At 67.4% G+C, this 16,672-nt stretch carries 17 protein-coding genes; 5 read left to right on the top strand and 12 right to left on the bottom strand.

What is annotated here, in order from left to right; genetic code table 11:
- Positions 1 to 22 precede the first annotated feature (22 nt).
- Positions 23 to 1,276 carry a lipoprotein-releasing ABC transporter permease subunit gene (locus HWW87_RS05370; protein ID WP_174389654.1) on the bottom strand — a complete coding sequence of 418 codons (1,254 nt, stop codon included), beginning with the start codon at positions 1,274 to 1,276 and terminating at the stop codon, positions 23 to 25.
- 150 nt (positions 1,277 to 1,426) lie between these two features.
- Here HWW87_RS05370 and HWW87_RS05365 point away from each other — a divergent pair, with 150 nt between their 5' ends.
- The 5 genes from HWW87_RS05365 (at position 1,427) to HWW87_RS05345 (ending at position 8,149) form a co-directional block, all read left to right on the top strand.
- On the top strand, positions 1,427 to 2,503 hold the full coding sequence (locus HWW87_RS05365; protein WP_175819530.1) for a regulator: 1,077 nt from the start codon (positions 1,427 to 1,429) through the stop codon (positions 2,501 to 2,503).
- Between the two features lie 14 nt (positions 2,504 to 2,517).
- Positions 2,518 to 4,215 carry a single-stranded-DNA-specific exonuclease RecJ gene (gene recJ / locus HWW87_RS05360; protein WP_175819529.1) on the top strand — a complete coding sequence of 566 codons (1,698 nt, stop codon included), beginning with the start codon at positions 2,518 to 2,520 and terminating at the stop codon, positions 4,213 to 4,215.
- A gap of 153 nt (positions 4,216 to 4,368) precedes the next feature.
- Positions 4,369 to 5,473 (top strand): peptide chain release factor 2 gene (gene prfB / locus HWW87_RS05355; RefSeq protein WP_102961735.1). Its coding sequence is split into 2 segments (ribosomal slippage): positions 4,369 to 4,449 and positions 4,451 to 5,473, totalling 1,104 coding nucleotides; the frame shifts between segments, so codons are not numbered across the junction.
- A gap of 73 nt (positions 5,474 to 5,546) precedes the next feature.
- Entirely contained in the window at positions 5,547 to 7,073 is a 1,527-nt protein-coding gene (gene lysS, locus HWW87_RS05350) for a lysine--tRNA ligase (RefSeq protein WP_175819528.1), read from the top strand.
- 347 nt (positions 7,074 to 7,420) lie between these two features.
- On the top strand, positions 7,421 to 8,149 hold the full coding sequence (locus HWW87_RS05345; RefSeq protein WP_175819527.1) for a glycine zipper 2TM domain-containing protein: 729 nt from the start codon (positions 7,421 to 7,423) through the stop codon (positions 8,147 to 8,149).
- Positions 8,150 to 8,298: 149 nt separating this feature from the next.
- Here the strand turns inward: HWW87_RS05345 and iscX are convergent, their stop codons facing one another.
- From iscX to HWW87_RS05290, 11 genes are all read right to left on the bottom strand, one after another.
- On the bottom strand, positions 8,299 to 8,508 hold the full coding sequence (gene iscX, locus HWW87_RS05340) for a Fe-S cluster assembly protein IscX (protein ID WP_006478393.1): 210 nt from the start codon (positions 8,506 to 8,508) through the stop codon (positions 8,299 to 8,301).
- A gap of 19 nt (positions 8,509 to 8,527) precedes the next feature.
- Positions 8,528 to 8,869, bottom strand: coding sequence for an ISC system 2Fe-2S type ferredoxin (gene fdx / locus HWW87_RS05335; protein WP_006478392.1), 342 nt, complete (start codon positions 8,867 to 8,869; stop codon positions 8,528 to 8,530).
- An 88-nt stretch (positions 8,870 to 8,957) separates the two neighbouring features.
- Positions 8,958 to 10,826: a Fe-S protein assembly chaperone HscA gene (hscA, locus tag HWW87_RS05330; RefSeq protein ID WP_175819526.1), complete on the bottom strand. Its 1,869-nt coding sequence runs from the start codon at positions 10,824 to 10,826 to the stop codon at positions 8,958 to 8,960.
- Between the two features lie 53 nt (positions 10,827 to 10,879).
- Complete coding sequence (gene hscB, locus HWW87_RS05325; RefSeq protein ID WP_006491598.1) at positions 10,880 to 11,407, bottom strand: Fe-S protein assembly co-chaperone HscB; 528 nt, start codon at positions 11,405 to 11,407, stop codon at positions 10,880 to 10,882.
- 96 nt (positions 11,408 to 11,503) lie between these two features.
- The gene (gene iscA / locus HWW87_RS05320; RefSeq protein ID WP_014896627.1) at positions 11,504 to 11,827 is read right to left on the bottom strand and encodes an iron-sulfur cluster assembly protein IscA; all 324 of its coding nucleotides are present in this window, start codon (positions 11,825 to 11,827) and stop codon (positions 11,504 to 11,506) included.
- Between the two features lie 66 nt (positions 11,828 to 11,893).
- Positions 11,894 to 12,301, bottom strand: coding sequence for a Fe-S cluster assembly scaffold IscU (gene iscU, locus HWW87_RS05315; RefSeq protein WP_006478389.1), 408 nt, complete (start codon positions 12,299 to 12,301; stop codon positions 11,894 to 11,896).
- 67 nt (positions 12,302 to 12,368) lie between these two features.
- Positions 12,369 to 13,592 carry an IscS subfamily cysteine desulfurase gene (locus HWW87_RS05310; protein ID WP_174389661.1) on the bottom strand — a complete coding sequence of 408 codons (1,224 nt, stop codon included), beginning with the start codon at positions 13,590 to 13,592 and terminating at the stop codon, positions 12,369 to 12,371.
- 65 nt (positions 13,593 to 13,657) lie between these two features.
- Positions 13,658 to 14,197 (bottom strand): Fe-S cluster assembly transcriptional regulator IscR, encoded by a 540-nt coding sequence (gene iscR, locus HWW87_RS05305; protein WP_009691731.1) that lies wholly within the window; start codon positions 14,195 to 14,197, stop codon positions 13,658 to 13,660.
- Between the two features lie 114 nt (positions 14,198 to 14,311).
- Complete coding sequence (locus tag HWW87_RS05300; protein WP_175819525.1) at positions 14,312 to 14,794, bottom strand: low molecular weight protein-tyrosine-phosphatase; 483 nt, start codon at positions 14,792 to 14,794, stop codon at positions 14,312 to 14,314.
- Between the two features lie 101 nt (positions 14,795 to 14,895).
- Positions 14,896 to 15,123, bottom strand: a complete 228-nt coding sequence (locus HWW87_RS05295) for a hypothetical protein (protein ID WP_175819524.1) — start codon at positions 15,121 to 15,123, stop codon at positions 14,896 to 14,898.
- 128 nt (positions 15,124 to 15,251) lie between these two features.
- Entirely contained in the window at positions 15,252 to 16,664 is a 1,413-nt protein-coding gene (locus tag HWW87_RS05290) for a lactate utilization protein B (protein WP_175819523.1), read from the bottom strand.
- Positions 16,665 to 16,672: the final 8 nt, after the last annotated feature.

Here is a 16,672-nt window from a genome sequence, read left to right as displayed (position 1 = left end):
ATCCGCGAATGCGGTCGCGCGGTCATTCATAGCGGAGCGCCTCCGCCGGCTTCACCTTCGCGCCGCGCCAGCTCGGATAGAGCGTGGCCACGGCCGACAGCGCGAACGCGATCAGCCCGATCCGGATCACGTCGCTCGCGACGAGTTCGGACGGCAGCTCGCTGATGAAGTACACCGACGGCGGCAGGAACTGCACGCCGAACAGGTGCTCGATCATCGGGATCAGCCACGGGATGCTCCACGCGATCAGGCAGCCGAGCGCGACGCCGGTCGCGGTGCCGACGAAGCCGATCGTCACGCCCTGCACGACGAAGATCTTCATGATCGACCCCGGCTGCGCGCCGAGCGTGCGCAGGATCGCGATGTCGGCCTGCTTGTTGGTCACCGTCATCACGAGCGACGACACGAGGTTGAACGCGGCCACCGCGATGATCAGCGTGAGGATGATGAACATCATCCGCTTCTCGATCTGCACGGCCGAGAACCACGTCTTGTTCTGCTGGGTCCAGTCGCGGATGTACAGGCTGCCCGACAGCGTATGCGACAGCTCGACCGCGACCTGCGGCGCCTTCTGCATGTCGGTGAGCCGCAGCCGCACGCCGGTCGGCGCGCTCATCCGGAACAGCGCCTCGGCATCGCGGATGTTGATCATCGCGAGCGTGCTGTCGTATTCGTAGTGGCCCGACTCGAACACGCCGACGACCGTGAACTGCTTCAGGCGCGGCATCATGCCGGCCGGCGTGATCGAGCCTTCGGGCGCGACGAGCGTGACCTTGTCGCCGACCGTCACGCCGAGGTTGCCGGCGAGCGCGTCGCCGAGCACGATGCCGAACTGGCCCGGCACGAGCGCGCCGAGCTGGCCGGCCTTCATGTCCTTGCCGATGTCGGACACCTGCGGCTCGAGCGACGGCTCGACGCCGCGCAGCATCACGCCGCTCACCGCGTCCTGGCGCGTGAGCAGCGCCTGCGCGTCGACGTACGGCGCCGCGCCGATCACCGACGGATTGCGGCGCGCTTCCTGCGCGGTCAGTTGCCAGTCGGGCATCGAACCCGTCGGCGAGAACACCTCGACGTGCGCGAGCACCGACAGCATGCGGTCGCGCACTTCCTTCTGGAAGCCGTTCATCACCGACAGCACGACGATCAGCGCCGCGACGCCGAGCGCGATCCCGAGCATCGACACGAGCGCGATGAAGGAAATGAAGCCGTTGCCGGTCGTGCGTTTGCCGGCGCGCGTGTAGCGCCAGCCGATCTGCCATTCGTACGGAAGTTTCAAGCGAATCCTTTCTGCTGGTTACGGCGGACAGGCGCGCCGCGGCCGGACCGCCGCCGGGTGGCGGCCGGCAGCCCGGGCACGGTCGAAAAACGGCCGCCGGACGCGAACGGGCCGTCAGCCGGCCCGATCACGCGCGCAGTTTGCCATACAATGCGCACCATCATGCACGACCGACGCCTCCATTTTCTCGTTCCGTTCGCGCTGCCGTCGGCGGCCGATGCGGCCTCGTCCCTGCACACGCTGGACAGCCCCGCGCTCCAGAAGTTGCTCGCCCGCGCGAGCCTCGTCGAGCGCGTGGCCGGCGAGGACTTCCAGCGCACGCTGCCGCACGAGCGCTGGCTGGCAAGCCGGTTCGGCGCCACGCAGGGCAACGCCGCGGACGAGGCACCGCTCGCGCCCTACATGCTGCTGGCCGACGGCGGCGATCCCGATGCGCACGCATGGGCGTGCGTCGAGCCCGTGCACGTCGAAATCGCGCACGATCACCTGGTGCTCGTCGATCCGGCCGCCCTCGCGCTCGACGACGGCGACGCGGCCGCGCTGCTCGCGGTCGCGCGGCCGCTGATCGAGGAGCTGGGCGTGCGGCTCGAAGCGCCGAACCCGGCGCGCTGGTATCTGTCGAGCGACCAGCTCGCGCGCCTCGCCGGCGCCGCACCGCTGCGCGCCAGCGGCCGCAACATCGAGATCTGGCTGCCGCACGAGGCGCATACGGGCGAGCGCTCGCGGATGTGGATGAAACTGCAGAACGAAGTGCAGATGGCCTGGTTCCAGCATCCGGTGAACGAAGCGCGCGAGGCCCGTGGGCTGCCGGCCGTCAATTCGATCTGGTTCCATGCGCAGGGCACGCTGAAGCCTGTGGGCAAACCGTTCGCGCGCGTGCTGTCCGCGTCGCCCGCCGCGCGCGGCCTCGCGCGCGCCGCGCAAACCGAAGCCGGCAGCCCGCCCGCGACGTTCGGCACGCTGTCCGCTATCGACGGCGCGACGCTCGTCGAACTGCCGGCGCTGACCACTCCATTCATCGAACAGGACTGGGCACGCTGGCACGACGGGCTCGCCGCGCTCGAGCGCGACTGGTTCGCGCCGGCGCTCGCCGCGCTGCAGAACGGCGAGCTGGCCGCCGTCGATGTCACGCTGTGCGGCGACACGAGCTCCGTGACGCTGCACGCGACGCGCGGCGACCTGCGCAAGTTCTGGCGCCGCCGCGCGCTCGCCTCCCTGTTCGAATAACCAGCAGACCCCGAATGACCCGGATCGTTACCCGCCCCGTCGTGCCCGTCGACGCCGAAGTGCTCGCGCGCCACGGCCTGCACCCCGTCCTCGCGCGCCTGTACGCGTCGCGCGGCGTGCAGTCGCCCGTCGACATCGAGACCGCGCTCGCGCGCCTCGTCCCGCCCACCGAGCTGAAAGGCTGCGCCGATGCGGCGGTGCTGCTCGCCGACGCGATCGCCGACAAGCGGCGCCTGCTGGTCGTCGCCGACTACGACTGCGACGGCGCGACCGCCTGCGCGGTCGCGGTGCGCGGCCTGCGGATGTTCGGCGCGCAGATCGACTACCTGGTGCCGAACCGCTTCGAATACGGCTACGGCCTCACACCCGAGATCGTCGAACTCGCGGCCGCGCGCAAGCCCGACCTGCTGATCACCGTCGACAACGGGATCGCGAGCGTCGCGGGCGTCGAAGCCGCGAACGCACGCGGCATCGACGTGCTCGTGACCGACCACCACCTGCCCGGCGACGCGCTGCCCGCCGCACGCGCGATCGTCAACCCGAACCAGCCCGGCTGCGCGTTCCCGAGCAAGCACCTCGCCGGCGTCGGCGTGATGTTCTACGTGCTGCTCGCGCTGCGCGCCGAGCTGCGCCGCCGCGGCGCGTTCGCGAGCAAGGAAGCCGAGCCGCGCCTCGACGGCCTGCTCGACCTCGTCGCGCTCGGCACCGTCGCCGACGTCGTGCGGCTCGACGGCAACAACCGCGTGCTCGTGGCCCAAGGGCTGCAGCGCATCCGCAACGGCCGCATGCAGCCGGGCATCGCCGCGCTGTTCCGCGCCGCCGCGCGCGAAGCGCGCACCGCGTCGGGCTTCGACCTCGGCTTCGGCCTCGGTCCGCGCCTGAACGCCGCCGGCCGGCTGTCCGACATGTCGCTCGGCATCGAATGCCTGATCACCGACGACATCGGCCGCGCATGGGATCTCGCGCAGCAGCTCGACGTGATGAACCGCGAGCGCCGCGAAATCGAGGCCGGCATGCAGCAGCAGGCGCTCGCCGATCTGGCCGACGTCGATCCGGCCGACGCATGCACGATCACGCTGTTCAATCCCGAGTGGCATCAGGGCGTGATCGGCATCGTCGCCGGCCGGCTCAAGGAAAAATTCCACCGCCCGTCGTTCACATTCGCGCACGCCGACGACGAAGGCCGGCGGGTCAAGGGGTCGGGCCGGTCGATCGCCGGCTTCCACCTGCGCGACGCGCTCGACCTCGTGTCGAAACGCGAACCGGACCTGATCGTCGCGTTCGGCGGCCACGCGATGGCGGCCGGCCTCACGCTCGACACCGAAAACGTGCCGCGCTTCGCGGCCGCGTTCGAGGCCGTCGCGCGCGAATGGCTGTCCGACGACGCGCTCGCCCGCGTGATCGAGACCGACGGCGAACTCGAGGACGCGTACTTCACGCCGCAGTTCGTCGGCCTGCTCGATGAAGCCGTCTGGGGGCAAGGGTTTCCGGCCCCGCTTTTCTCGGGCGAATTCGACGTTGTATCGCAATCGCTCGTGAAGGAAAAGCATCTGAAGCTGCAGCTCGCGCGCGGCCGCCAGCGCTTCAACGCGATCTGGTTCAACCACACCGAGCCGCTGCCGGCGAGCGCGCTGGTCGCGTACCGGCTCGTCGCCGATACGTGGAACGGCGTCACGCGCGTCCAGCTGATCGTCGAACACGCGGCCGGCTGAGCACGCCACCCGGCCCGCGACGCGCCGCCGCACGCGTGCGCGCCGCGCCGGACGGGGCCGTCAACACGCGTACAGGCACCGTTTGCGTCACCGGGCAAGCCTGCCGATCAGCTATAATTCCGCTTTTTTACGAAGCCGGAACAGCGAACGATCATGGAAGCGGAACGTCTCAACGCGATCGAAAGCTCCCTGCTCGACCTGCGCAATCGCGCGGGCGAGCTTCGGGGGTATCTTTGACTACGACGCCAAAGCTGCGCGTCTGACCGAAGTCAACAAGGAACTCGAAGACCCGAACGTCTGGAACGATTCGAAGAACGCCCAGGCGCTCGGCCGCGAGAAGAAGCTGCTCGAAGGCGTCGTCACGACGCTCACCGCGCTCGATAGCGACCTGCGCGACGCGCTCGACCTGTTCGAGCTGGCACGCGAGGAAGGCGACGAGGATACGCTGCTCGCGTCGGAGGACGACGCCGCGAAGCTCGAGGCGCGCGTCGGCGACATCGAGTTCCGCCGGATGTTCTCGAACCCGGCCGATCCGAACAACTGCTTCATCGACATCCAGGCCGGCGCCGGCGGCACCGAGGCATGCGACTGGGCGTCGATGCTGCTGCGCCAGTACCTGCGCTACTGCGAACGCAAGGGCTTCAAGGCCGAGGTGCTCGAAGAGTCCGACGGCGACGTCGCCGGCATCAAGAACGCGACGGTCAAGGTCACGGGCGAATACGCGTACGGCTTCCTGCGCACCGAAACGGGCATCCACCGCCTCGTGCGCAAGTCGCCGTTCGACTCGTCGGGCGGCCGCCACACGTCGTTCTCGTCGGTGTTCGTCTATCCGGAAATCGACGACTCGATCGAAGTCGAGATCAACCCGGCCGACCTGCGCATCGATACGTACCGCGCATCGGGCGCGGGCGGCCAGCACATCAACAAGACCGACTCCGCGGTGCGGATCACGCACATGCCGACGGGGATCGTCGTGCAGTGCCAGAACGACCGCTCGCAGCACCGCAACCGCGCCGAAGCGATGGCGATGCTGAAGTCGCGCCTGTACGAAGTCGAAATGCGCAAGCGCCAGGCCGAGCAGGACAAGCTCGAATCGAGCAAGACCGATGTGGGCTGGGGCCACCAGATCCGCTCGTACGTGCTCGACCAGAGCCGCGTGAAGGACCTGCGCACGAACGTCGAAATGAGCAACACGCGGGCGGTGCTCGACGGCGACCTCGACGACTTCATCAGCGCGAGCCTCAAACAGGGCGTGTAAGCGCCGCGGCGCGGCCAGCCCGCGCCGCCCTTTCCGTTTGCGTTGCCGCACCCCACTCCGAATTCCGACCATCATGACCGAACCGACCCAAACGCAGCCCGCCGTCACGGCGGACGACAACCAGATCATCGCCGAGCGCCGCGAGAAGCTGCGCGCGTTGCGCGAGCAAGGCGTGGCCTATCCGAACGATTTCCGGCCCGAGCACCACGCAGCCGACCTGCAGGCCAAATTCGCCGAATCGGACAAGGCCGCGCTCGAAGCGAACCCGGTCGAGGTGTCGGTCGCCGGCCGCATGATGCTCAAGCGCGTGATGGGCAAGGCGAGCTTCGCGACGGTGCAGGACGGGTCGGGCCAGATCCAGTTCTTCGTGACGCCGAACGACATCGGCGCCGACACCTACGACGCGTTCAAGAAGTGGGACCTCGGCGACATCGTCGCCGCGCGCGGCGTGCTGTTCCGCACCAACAAGGGCGAGCTGTCGGTCCAGTGCAAGGAGCTGCGCCTGCTGTCGAAGGCGCTCCGTCCGCTGCCGGACAAGTTCCACGGCCTGTCCGACCAGGAAATGCGCTACCGCCAGCGCTACGTCGACCTGATCGTCACGCCGGAAACGCGCGACACGTTCCGCGCCCGCACCAAGACGATCGCGTCGATCCGCAAGTTCATGGACAACGCCGAGTTCATGGAAGTCGAGACGCCGATGCTGCACCCGATCCCGGGCGGCGCGGCCGCGAAGCCGTTCGTCACGCATCATAATGCGCTCGACATGCAGATGTTCCTGCGCATCGCGCCGGAGCTGTACCTGAAGCGCCTGATCGTCGGCGGCTTCGAGCGCGTGTTCGAGATCAACCGCAATTTCCGGAATGAAGGCGTGTCGCCGCGTCACAACCCGGAATTCACGATGATGGAGTTCTACGCCGCGTACACCGACTACCGCTGGCTGATGGACTTCACCGAGCAACTGATCCGCCAGGCGGCGATCGATGCGCTCGGCACCGCGACGATCCAGTACCAGGGCCGCGAGCTCGACCTCGCGAAGCCGTTCCATCGCCTGACGATCACGCAGGCGATCCGGAAGTACGCACCCGACTACACCGACGGCCAGCTGTCGGACGACGCGTTCCTGCGCACCGAACTGAAGCGCTTCGGCGTCGACGTGTCGCAGCCGGCGTTCCTGAACGCAGGCATCGGTGCGCTGCAGCTCGCGCTGTTCGAGGAAACGGCCGAAGCGCAGCTGTGGGAACCGACGTTCATCATCGACTACCCGGTCGAGGTGTCGCCGCTCGCACGCGCATCGGATACGGTGCCGGGCATCACCGAGCGTTTCGAGCTGTTCATGACCGGCCGCGAGATCGCGAACGGCTTCTCGGAGCTGAACGATCCGGAAGACCAGGCCGCGCGCTTCAAGAAGCAGGTCGAGCAGAAGGATGCGGGCGACGAGGAAGCGATGTTCTTCGACGCCGACTATATCCGCGCGCTCGAATACGGGATGCCTCCGACCGGCGGCTGCGGGATCGGCATCGACCGTCTCGTGATGCTGCTGACCGACAGCCCGACGATCCGCGACGTGCTGCTGTTCCCGCACCTGCGCCGCGAAGACTGACGGCCGCAAGCGCGTGTGCGCCGCGCCCCGTGGCGCGCACGCATCAGCTTTGTAACGACGCGTAAATCCCGCCAGCCGGCGTCTGCCGGCCCTCGATCCTCCCCCGTTTTATTCCCTCGTCGCGACGCCCTTCTCCGGGTTTTCCCGGAAACGGCCGCCGGCGCCCCGCTGCAATTCGTTACACCTTGATACGGCGCGGCGCTTGGCCGTGGACGACACTCCTGTTGCGTCACCACGCATGACCACGGGACCAGAACGAGGCGCCGGAACGCCAAGTCTGCTCGCTCCCGAGCGTGGGATCCTGCTCCGGCACAGCGCGCCGATCCGGATCGACCTTGGAGAAAAAAATGGACAACCAGAATCAGACCACGCCGCAAAAGCAACGCCTCCACCCGCTCATCGCCACCGCGGCCGGCGCCGTCATCGTCGCCAGCCTCGCCGCGACGGCAGCGATCACGGGCGTATTCCCGAAAGCCACCAGCAGCAACGAACAGAACGGCCAGACCCAGGCCGCGCTGATCGCGTCGCAGCCGGCCGTCGATACGGCCGCGGCCGCCAGCGCTGCGCTCGCCGCGCAAGCGCAGCGGCAGGCAGCGGAACAGGCCGCCGCGCAGCAGAAGGCCGCCGTCGCGCAGGCCGAGCCGAAGCCGGCGCCGCGCCCGGCTGCGCCGCACCGCCGTCACACGACCGCCCCGCAGCCGCCGCAATACGCGCAGCAGCCGTCGACGCCTGCGCAAACCTACTGCCAGAGCTGCGGCACGGTCGTCGCGATCACGCAGTCGCGCACGCCGGGCCAGAGCTCGGGGATCGGCGCCGTGGGCGGCGCAGCGGCGGGCGGCCTGCTCGGCAACCAGTTCGGCAACGGCAACGGCCGCACCGCGATGACGATCATCGGCGCGCTGGGCGGCGGTCTCGCCGGCAACCAGGTCGAGAAGCAGGTCCGCGCGGAAACCGACTATCAGGTGCAAGTGCAGATGGAAAGCGGCGCGACGCGCACGTTCACGTACCACAACCCGCCGCCGTTCGGCCAGGGCCAGCGCGTGCGGATCGAGAACGGCACGCTGGTCGGCGCGTAAGCAGCTGATCGCATCATTGCCGGCGTCCCCTGCGCGCGTGTCGTGCGCAGGCAGCCCGACAAAAACGAAAACGGCTCGCGAGCAAGCGCTCACGAGCCGTTTTTCATGGGCGCGGCGTACACGTTGCGGCGCACGCCCTGACCGGTCGGTCAGTCCTCGTCGTCGAAATCCGATTCGTCGATCCAGTGTGCCTGGATCGCCTCGAGGATCTTCTCGCCCGAGTGCGTCGGATCGTCGTCGAAACCGTCGAGCTCGAGCACCCACTGGCGCAGGTCGACGAAGTTGATCCGCTGCGGGTCGATGTCCGGGTGCTTGTCCGCCAGCGCAATGGCTATTTCACGCGAATCGGTCCATTTCATCGCCTGCCTCCGGTTCCTGTCAGTGATTTTCCTTCGCGTGGTTGATCGAGTACTTCGGGATCTCGACCACCAGGTCCGAATCTTCCTTCACGATCGCCTGGCACGACAGGCGCGACGTCGGCTCGAGGCCCCACGCCTTGTCCAGCAGATCGTCCTCGTCCTCCTCGGACGGCGTCAGATCGTTGAAGCCTTCGCGGATCACCACGTGGCACGTCGTGCATGCGCACGACTTCTCGCATGCATGCTCGATCTCGATCCCGTGATCGAGCAGGTTGTCGCAGATACTCTTGCCGGGCGTCGCGTCGATCACTGCGCCATCCGGGCACAGTTCGACGTGAGGCAGCACCACCAGTTGAGGCATGTCCGTTCCGTCAGTCAGGGTGCGGCGCCACGCGCCGCACGGTTCATCATCGCGCGGGCCGTTGCCGGCCGATGCGCGGTTCGTGGATTCAGATCTCGTCGAGCCGGCGGCCCGACAGCGCGCGCTTGATGCTCTTGTCCATCCGGCGCGCCGCGAATTCGTCGGTACCGTCGGCCAGCGCCTTGGTCGCCGCTTCGATCGCATGCGTATCGTCGCCCTGCGCGACCACGCGCAACGCCGCGGCCAGCGCGTCGACCTGCTCGCGCTCGCCGGCCTCGAGCAGTTCGCCGTCGGCCGCCAGCGCGGCCTGCGTCGCCTCGAGCATCCGCTGCGCCTCGACCTGCGCTTCGCGCAGCGCGCGGGCGCGCATGTCGATTTCGGCGGTCTTGAAGCTGTCTTCCAGCATCTTCGCGATGTCGTCGTCGGCGAGGCCGTACGACGGCTTCACGACGACCGATGCCTCGACGCCCGAGTGCTGTTCGCGTGCGAACACCGACAGCAGCCCGTCCGCATCGACCTGGTAGGTCACGCGAATGCGCGCCGCACCCGCCGTCATCGGCGGAATGCCGCGCAGCTCGAAGCGCGCGAGCGACCGGCAGTCGGCGACGAGTTCGCGCTCGCCCTGCACGACGTGGATCGCCATCGCGGTCTGGCCGTCCTTGAAGGTCGTGAATTCCTGCGCGCGCGCGATCGGAATCGTCGAGTTGCGCGGAATGATCTTCTCGACGAGGCCGCCCATCGTCTCGACACCGAGCGACAGCGGAATCACGTCGAGCAGCAGCCAGTCGTCGCCGGTGCCGCGATTGCCCGCGAGCAGGTCGGCCTGGATCGCCGCGCCGAGCGCGACGACCTGGTCCGGATCGAGGTTCACGAGCGGCGGCTGGCCGAAATACTTCGCGACCGCGTCGCGGATCACCGGCATGCGCGTCGCGCCGCCGACGAGCACGACGCCCTTGATGTCGGCCGGCGTGACCTGCGCATCGCGCAGCGCCTTGCGGGTCGGCGTGAGCGTGCGCTGCACGAGCGGCGCGACGAGCGATGCGAAGGTGTCGTGCGAAATCGTCTGAACGAGATGCGCGCCACTCGACAGCGTCACGTCGAGCACCGCCTGCGGCGCGGACGACAGCGCTTCCTTCAGCACCCGCACCCGATCGAGCAGCAGGCGCACGTCCTCGGGCGCGAGCGTCTTCGCGTCGATATCGGCCTGCGCGAGCACGTGACCGAACAGCGCGTGGTCGAAATCGTCGCCGCCGAGCGCGGAATCGCCGCCCGCGGCCAGCACCTCGAACACGCCCTTCGTCAGCTTCAGGATCGACAGGTCGAACGTGCCGCCGCCGAGGTCGTACACCGCGTAAAGGCCTTCGGCCGCGTTGTCGAGACCATAGGCGATCGCCGCGGCGGTCGGTTCGTTCAGCAGGCGCAGCACGTTGAGGCCCGCGAGGCGCGCGGCGTCCTTGGTCGCCTGGCGCTGCGCATCGTCGAAGTACGCGGGCACCGTGATCACCGCGCCGACCAGATCGTCGCCAAGCGAATCTTCAGCGCGATAACGCAGCGTCGCGAGAATCTCGGCCGATACTTCGACCGGGCTCTTCACGCCGTCGATCGTACGGATCTGCACCATGCCCGGCGCATCGACGAATTCGTACGGCGCGTTCGCCGCGCCTTCGACCTCGGCCTTGCCGCGGCCCATGAAGCGCTTGACCGACACGATCGTGTTGCGCGGATCGGTCGCGGCCTGCTCCTTCGCTTCGTGGCCGATGCGGCGGCCGCCCTTCTCGAGGTAACGGACCACCGAAGGCAGCAGCACGCGGCCCGCTTCGTCCGGCAGGACTTCAGGCACGCTGTTGCGCACGGCGGCGACGAGCGAGTTCGTCGTGCCGAGATCGATCCCGACGGCGAGTCGCCGCTGGTGCGGCGCCGGCGCCATGCCCGGTTCGGAAATTTGCAGTAAAGCCATCTTGGTTCGTTCGGGCGCTCGGCCCGTTTGCTGCGCGTGCGCAAGGCACGCGGTTAAGTTTCGAGACGCTCGATCTGCGCGCCCACTTCCGACGCGACCCGTTCGATGAACATCAGCTGACGCACGGCTTCCGCGGCGGCCTGGTCGGCACCGCTGTCGAGCAGCGTGCCGAGGCGCTCGACGCGCACGCGCTTCTCGTCGCGCAACTCGGCGAGCAACGCATCGAGCGCGTCGACGTTGCGGGCGGCCGCGGCATCCTCGATGCCCTCGCGCCACTCCATCTGCTGCATCAGGAATGCCGGCTCCATCGCCGTGTTGTTTTCGGCGCCGATGTCGACGCCGCGCAGCGACAGCAGATAGGACGCGCGCTTCAGCGGATCGCGCAGCGTGCGGTATGCCTCGTTCGCGCGGGTGGCCCATTGCATCGCGATGCGCTTTTGCGCATCGCCGGCCGCCGCGAAGCGGTCCGGGTGCACCTGCGTCTGCACCGTCCGGTAGGCGGCGTCGAGCGCCGTCTCGTCGAGCGCGAATTGCGCCGGCAGGTGAAACAGGTCGAAATGGCTGTCTTTCAGCGAAACCATCGTCGCGTTCAATTCCGGTTCGTCGCGCGGCAAACGCCGCACATTAAAAAGGCGGCCCGTGCCGCCTCTTGCCCGCATCGCGCGGAGGGAGCCGCGTCACACGCGGAACGATTCCCCGCACCCGCACTCGTCCTTCACGTTCGGGTTGTTGAACTTGAACCCTTCGTTCAGGCCTTCGCGGGCGAAGTCGAGCTCGGTGCCGTCGATATAGGCGAGGCTCTTCGGATCGACGATGACCTTCACGCCGTGGCTCTCGAACACCTGATCCTCGGGAGCCAGCTCGTCGACATACTCGAGCTTGTACGCGAGCCCCGAGCACCCGGTCGTGCGAACGCCAAGCCGCAGGCCCACCCCCTTGCCGCGACGGACGAGGTATTTCTGGACGTGCTGTGCTGCTTTTTCGGTCAGTGTAATTGCCATGATGTCCTTGCCGCGGCGCGCCACCGGGGCTCGCCGCGTTCCTTCCCTAGCCGCTCTCGATGCCGCTCAGGCTGCTGCCTGATCGCTTTCCTTGGTGTCGTGGCGCTTCTTGTAGTCGGCCACGGCTGCCTTGATCGCGTCTTCCGCGAGGATCGAGCAGTGAATCTTCACCGGCGGCAGCGCGAGTTCTTCGGCGATCTGCGTGTTCTTGATCGACAGTGCCTCGTCGAGCGTCTTGCCCTTCACCCATTCGGTGACGAGCGAGCTCGATGCGATCGCCGAACCGCACCCGTAGGTCTTGAACTTCGCGTCTTCGATCACGCCGTCCGCGCCGACGCGGATCTGCAGCTTCATCACGTCGCCGCAAGCCGGCGCGCCGACCATGCCCGTGCCGACCGTGTCGTCGTCCTTCGCGAACGAACCGACGTTGCGCGGGTTTTCGTAGTGATCCAGAACCTTGTTGCTGTAAGACATGACTCAGACTCCTTGACTCGTTACGTCTGCGTGCGCCAATCCGCGCGCGGTTGCATTCAATGCGGTATCAGTGTGCGGCCCATTCGATCGTCGACAGATCGATGCCGTCCTGGTGCATTTCCCAGAGCGGCGACAGTTCGCGCAGCTTCGCGATCTTGCTGTTCAGCAGATCGATCACGAAGTCGACTTCCTGCTCCGTCGTGAAGCGGCCCACCGTGAAGCGGATCGAGCTGTGCGCGAGCTCGTCGTTGCGGCCGAGCGCACGCAGCACGTACGACGGCTCCAGCGACGCCGACGTGCACGCGGAGCCCGACGACACCGCGACGTCCTTGATCGCCATGATCAGCGACTCGCCTTCGACGAAGTTGAAGCTGATGTTCAGGTTGTGCGGGACACGGTGATCCATGTCGCCGTTCACGTAGGTTTCCTCGATCTGCGACAGGCCGCGCAGCAGCTTGTCGCGCAGCATGCGGACGCGCTCGTTCTCGGTCGCCATTTCCTCGCGCGCGATGCGGAACGCTTCGCCCATGCCGACGATCTGGTGCGTCGGCAGCGTGCCCGAACGCATGCCGCGCTCGTGGCCGCCGCCGTGCATCTGCGCTTCGATGCGCACGCGCGGCTTGCGACGCACGTACAGCGCGCCGATGCCCTTCGGGCCGTAGGTCTTGTGTGCCGAGAACGACATCAGGTCGACCTTCAGCTTCGCGAGGTCGATCCCGACCTTGCCGGTCGACTGCGCGGCATCGACGTGGAACACGATGCCCTTCTCGCGGCAGATCTCGCCGATCGTCTCGATGTCCTGGATCACGCCGATCTCGTTGTTCACGTGCATCACCGACACGAGGATCGTGTCCGGGCGCAGCGCGGCCTTGAACACGTCGAGGTCGATCAGGCCGTCATCCTTCACGTCGAGGTAGGTGACTTCGAAACCGTCGCGCTCGAGCTCGCGGCACGTATCGAGCACGGCCTTGTGCTCGGTCTTCACCGTGATGATGTGCTTGCCCTTGCCCTTGTAGAAGTTCGCGGCGCCCTTGATTGCAAGGTTGTCCGACTCCGTGGCGCCGGACGTCCAGATGATCTCGCGCGGATCGGCGTTCACGAGTGCAGCCACCTGTTCGCGCGCTTCCTCGACTGCACGCTCCGCGTCCCAGCCATAGGCATGGCTGCGCGACGCCGGGTTGCCGAACTGCTCGCGCAGGTACGGCACCATCTTGTCGACCACGCGCGGATCGACGGGCGTCGTCGCGCTGTAATCCATATAGATGGGCAGGTGGAGAGTCTCTTGGGTCATCTGTCGCTCCGGGTATTCTGTGCAGGGACTATGTGCGTTATGGGGTATGGCGGGCGCCTTCGCGCTCACGAACTCGCGATGTTGAACACCGAATTGGGGCCGAGCGGCATCGTGCGCACGGGCTCGGCCGGTGCGGCGACGGGCTCCGGCGTGCGACGGTCGCGCAACACCGCAGGGGCGCCCTCGCGTGCGCGCTGCTGATCGACGAGATCCTGCAGCGACACCGAATCGAGGTATTCGACCATCTTCTGGTTCAGGGTCGACCACAGCTCGTGCGTCATGCAATGGCCGTCGGGCTGCTTCGAGCCGTCGCACGTGCCTTTGCCGCCGCACTGCGTGGCGTCGAGCGGTTCATCGACCGCAATGATGATGTCGGCAACGGTGACGTCCTGCGCGCGACGCGCGAGGTTGTAGCCGCCGCCCGGGCCGCGCACGGATTCGACGATTTCATGCCTGCGCAGCTTGCCGAACAGCTGTTCGAGATACGAGAGCGAAATCCGCTGGCGCTGGCTGATGCCTGCAAGCGTCACCGGGCCCTGCTCCTGGCGCAGTGCCAAGTCAATCATCGCCGTGACGGCGAAACGGCCTTTGGTGGTGAGTCTCATGGTGTCTAGGGGACTGCAATCTTGACGATTTTGGTCAAGTATAAATATTTGACGAATTTAGTCAAGTATCCATGCCTTTGAAAGGGTATTCGCAGACCGCTGAATATCGCGCGGTCAGCGCGCCGTACGCGCGCGGAGCGTCTCCAGCAGGCCCGCGCATGCGCGCTCGACCTGGTCGAGCACCTGCTCGAAGCCCTGCGTGCCGCCGAAATACGGATCGGCCACTTCGGTTTCGGTCGCGCCCGGCGCGAATTCCATCAGCAGGCGCACCTTGTCGCGATGCTGCGGCGGGCAACGGCGGCGCAGCTCGGCGAGATTCGCTTCGTCCATCGCGAGCAGCAGGTCGAACTGCTCGAAATCCGCCGCGCTCACCTGCCGCGCGCGCAGCGTCGACAGATCGTAGCCGCGGCTGCGCGCGGCCGCCTGCGCACGCGTATCGGGCGGCTCGCCCACGTGCCAGTCGCCGGTGCCGGCCGAATCGATCGCGATCCGGTCGGCCAGCGCGGCCGCGTCGACCTGGTGGCGCATCACGCCTTCCGCGGTGGGCGAACGGCAGATGTTGCCGAGACAGACGAAACAGATCGCAACGCGGGTCATCGCACTATCGAAAAGCCGCGGCGGGCCGCGTGGGAGAAGAACGCGCCATTATACAAAGGCGACCGAAATCGCGCCGCCGCGCAAAGCGACGGCGCCATGCGTTACAGCGCCTTCGGCACCGCGAGCACGATGTCGCCGGACGCCGCCGGCAGCGGCTGCGCCGCGTCGCCGACCAGCCCGAACGACACCGCGCGCGCCAGTTCGGCGGACGCCTGGTGAACCGCGAGCGGGCCGCGCGACGGCGCACCGGCCATCGCATGCAGATAGGCAACCGCTGCCAGCGGAACCACGATTGCCAGCGGCCAGTACATCGATATTGTCTTTTTCATGATGCGGACCTCCTTGACCTCGTACCCCGAAACCCAATTCCGGAGACTACAGACGAGATTCTATAGACCGCATCTATCGAGATAAATATACAAATAGCGAACGCACTGTTGCTGCCCGCTGAACAGTGTCAGCCGAGGTGGCTTTGCGACGCCGCATACAGCTCGCGGAATGTCCGCCCGGTCGGCGTCGGCATGTCGCGCGTGTCCATCCAGCCGCCCATCATCGGCAGGCGCCGCAGCGTGCCGCCGTTGCCGCCCAGCCGCTCGAGGATGCGCACCGCGAGCTTGGTCGTCAGCGCATACAGCATCGGCCGCCGTGCGAAGAAGCCCCACGCGGCGAGCGCCGCGCGCTCGCGCCACGGCCGCAGATGGCGCTCGACCTGCTTCTCGCGCAGGGTGCGCAACAGGTGCGACAACGGAATCCCGACCGGGCATACGCTGTCGCATTCGCCGCACAGCGTCGCCGCCTGCGGCAGGTCGAGCGCGCGGTCGAGCCCGACGTAGCTCGGCGTCAGCACCGATCCCATCGGCCCCGGATAGACCCAGCCGTACGCATGACCGCCGACCTTCTGGTACACCGGGCAATGGTTCATGCACGCGCCGCAGCGGATGCAGCGCAGCATCTCCTGGAATTCGCCGCCGATCAGGCCGGTGCGGCCGCCGTCGACGAGCACCACGTAGTTGTGCTCGGGGCCGTCCTCGTCGCCCGGCCCGCGCGGCCCGGTCAGCAGCGAGAAATAGTTCGACGTCTTCTGCCCCGTCGCGGAACGCGGCAGCAGACGCATCGCGGTCGCGAGATCCTCCAGCGTCGGCAGCACCTTCTCGATGCCCGTCACCGCGACATGCACGCGCGGCATCACCGTGCACATGCCCTCGTTCCCTTCGTTCGTCACGATCGCGACCGAGCCCGTCTCGGCAATCACGAAGTTGCCGCCCGTCACGCCCATGTCGGCCGACATGAAATGCGGGCGCAGCACCTCGCGCGCCTCGCGCGTCATGTCCGGGATCTCGGTGAGCCGCTCGCGCTGGTGCGTGCGCGCGAACAGGTCGGCGATCTCGTCCTTGTCCTTGTGCACGACGGGCGCAATGATGTGGCTCGGCGGCTCGTTGTCGTTGATCTGCAGGATGTATTCGCCGAGGTCCGTCTCGATCGACTGCACGCCCATCTCGGCGAGCACCGCGTTCAGGCGCATTTCCTCGGACACCATCGACTTGGTCTTGATGACCTTCTTCACGTCGTGCCGGCGTGCGATGTCGGCCACGAGCCGCGCGGCGTCCTCGGTCGTCTCGGCAAACAGCACCGTCGTGCCGCGCCGCGTCGCCGCGCGCTCGAACGCCTCGAGCCACACGTCGAGATTCTCCAGCGCGCGGTTGCGGCGCGCCTTCAGCGCGGCGCGCGTGGCCGGGAAGTCGATCGCGGTCATCGCATCGGCGCGCGCGGACACGAACTTCGTCGACAGCTTCTTCAGGTTCTGCTGCAGGCGCTGGTCGGCCAGTTTCTGGCCGGCGCGCGCCTTGAAATGCATCGATTGGACTTGCATCGCGGTAT

Origin of the sequence: Burkholderia sp. BCC0419, assembly GCF_902830285.1 — a bacterium.
Lineage (GTDB): Bacteria > Pseudomonadota > Gammaproteobacteria > Burkholderiales > Burkholderiaceae > Burkholderia.
Note: the sequence above shows the minus strand (reverse complement) of the source record. Positions and strands in the feature narration are given on the sequence as shown.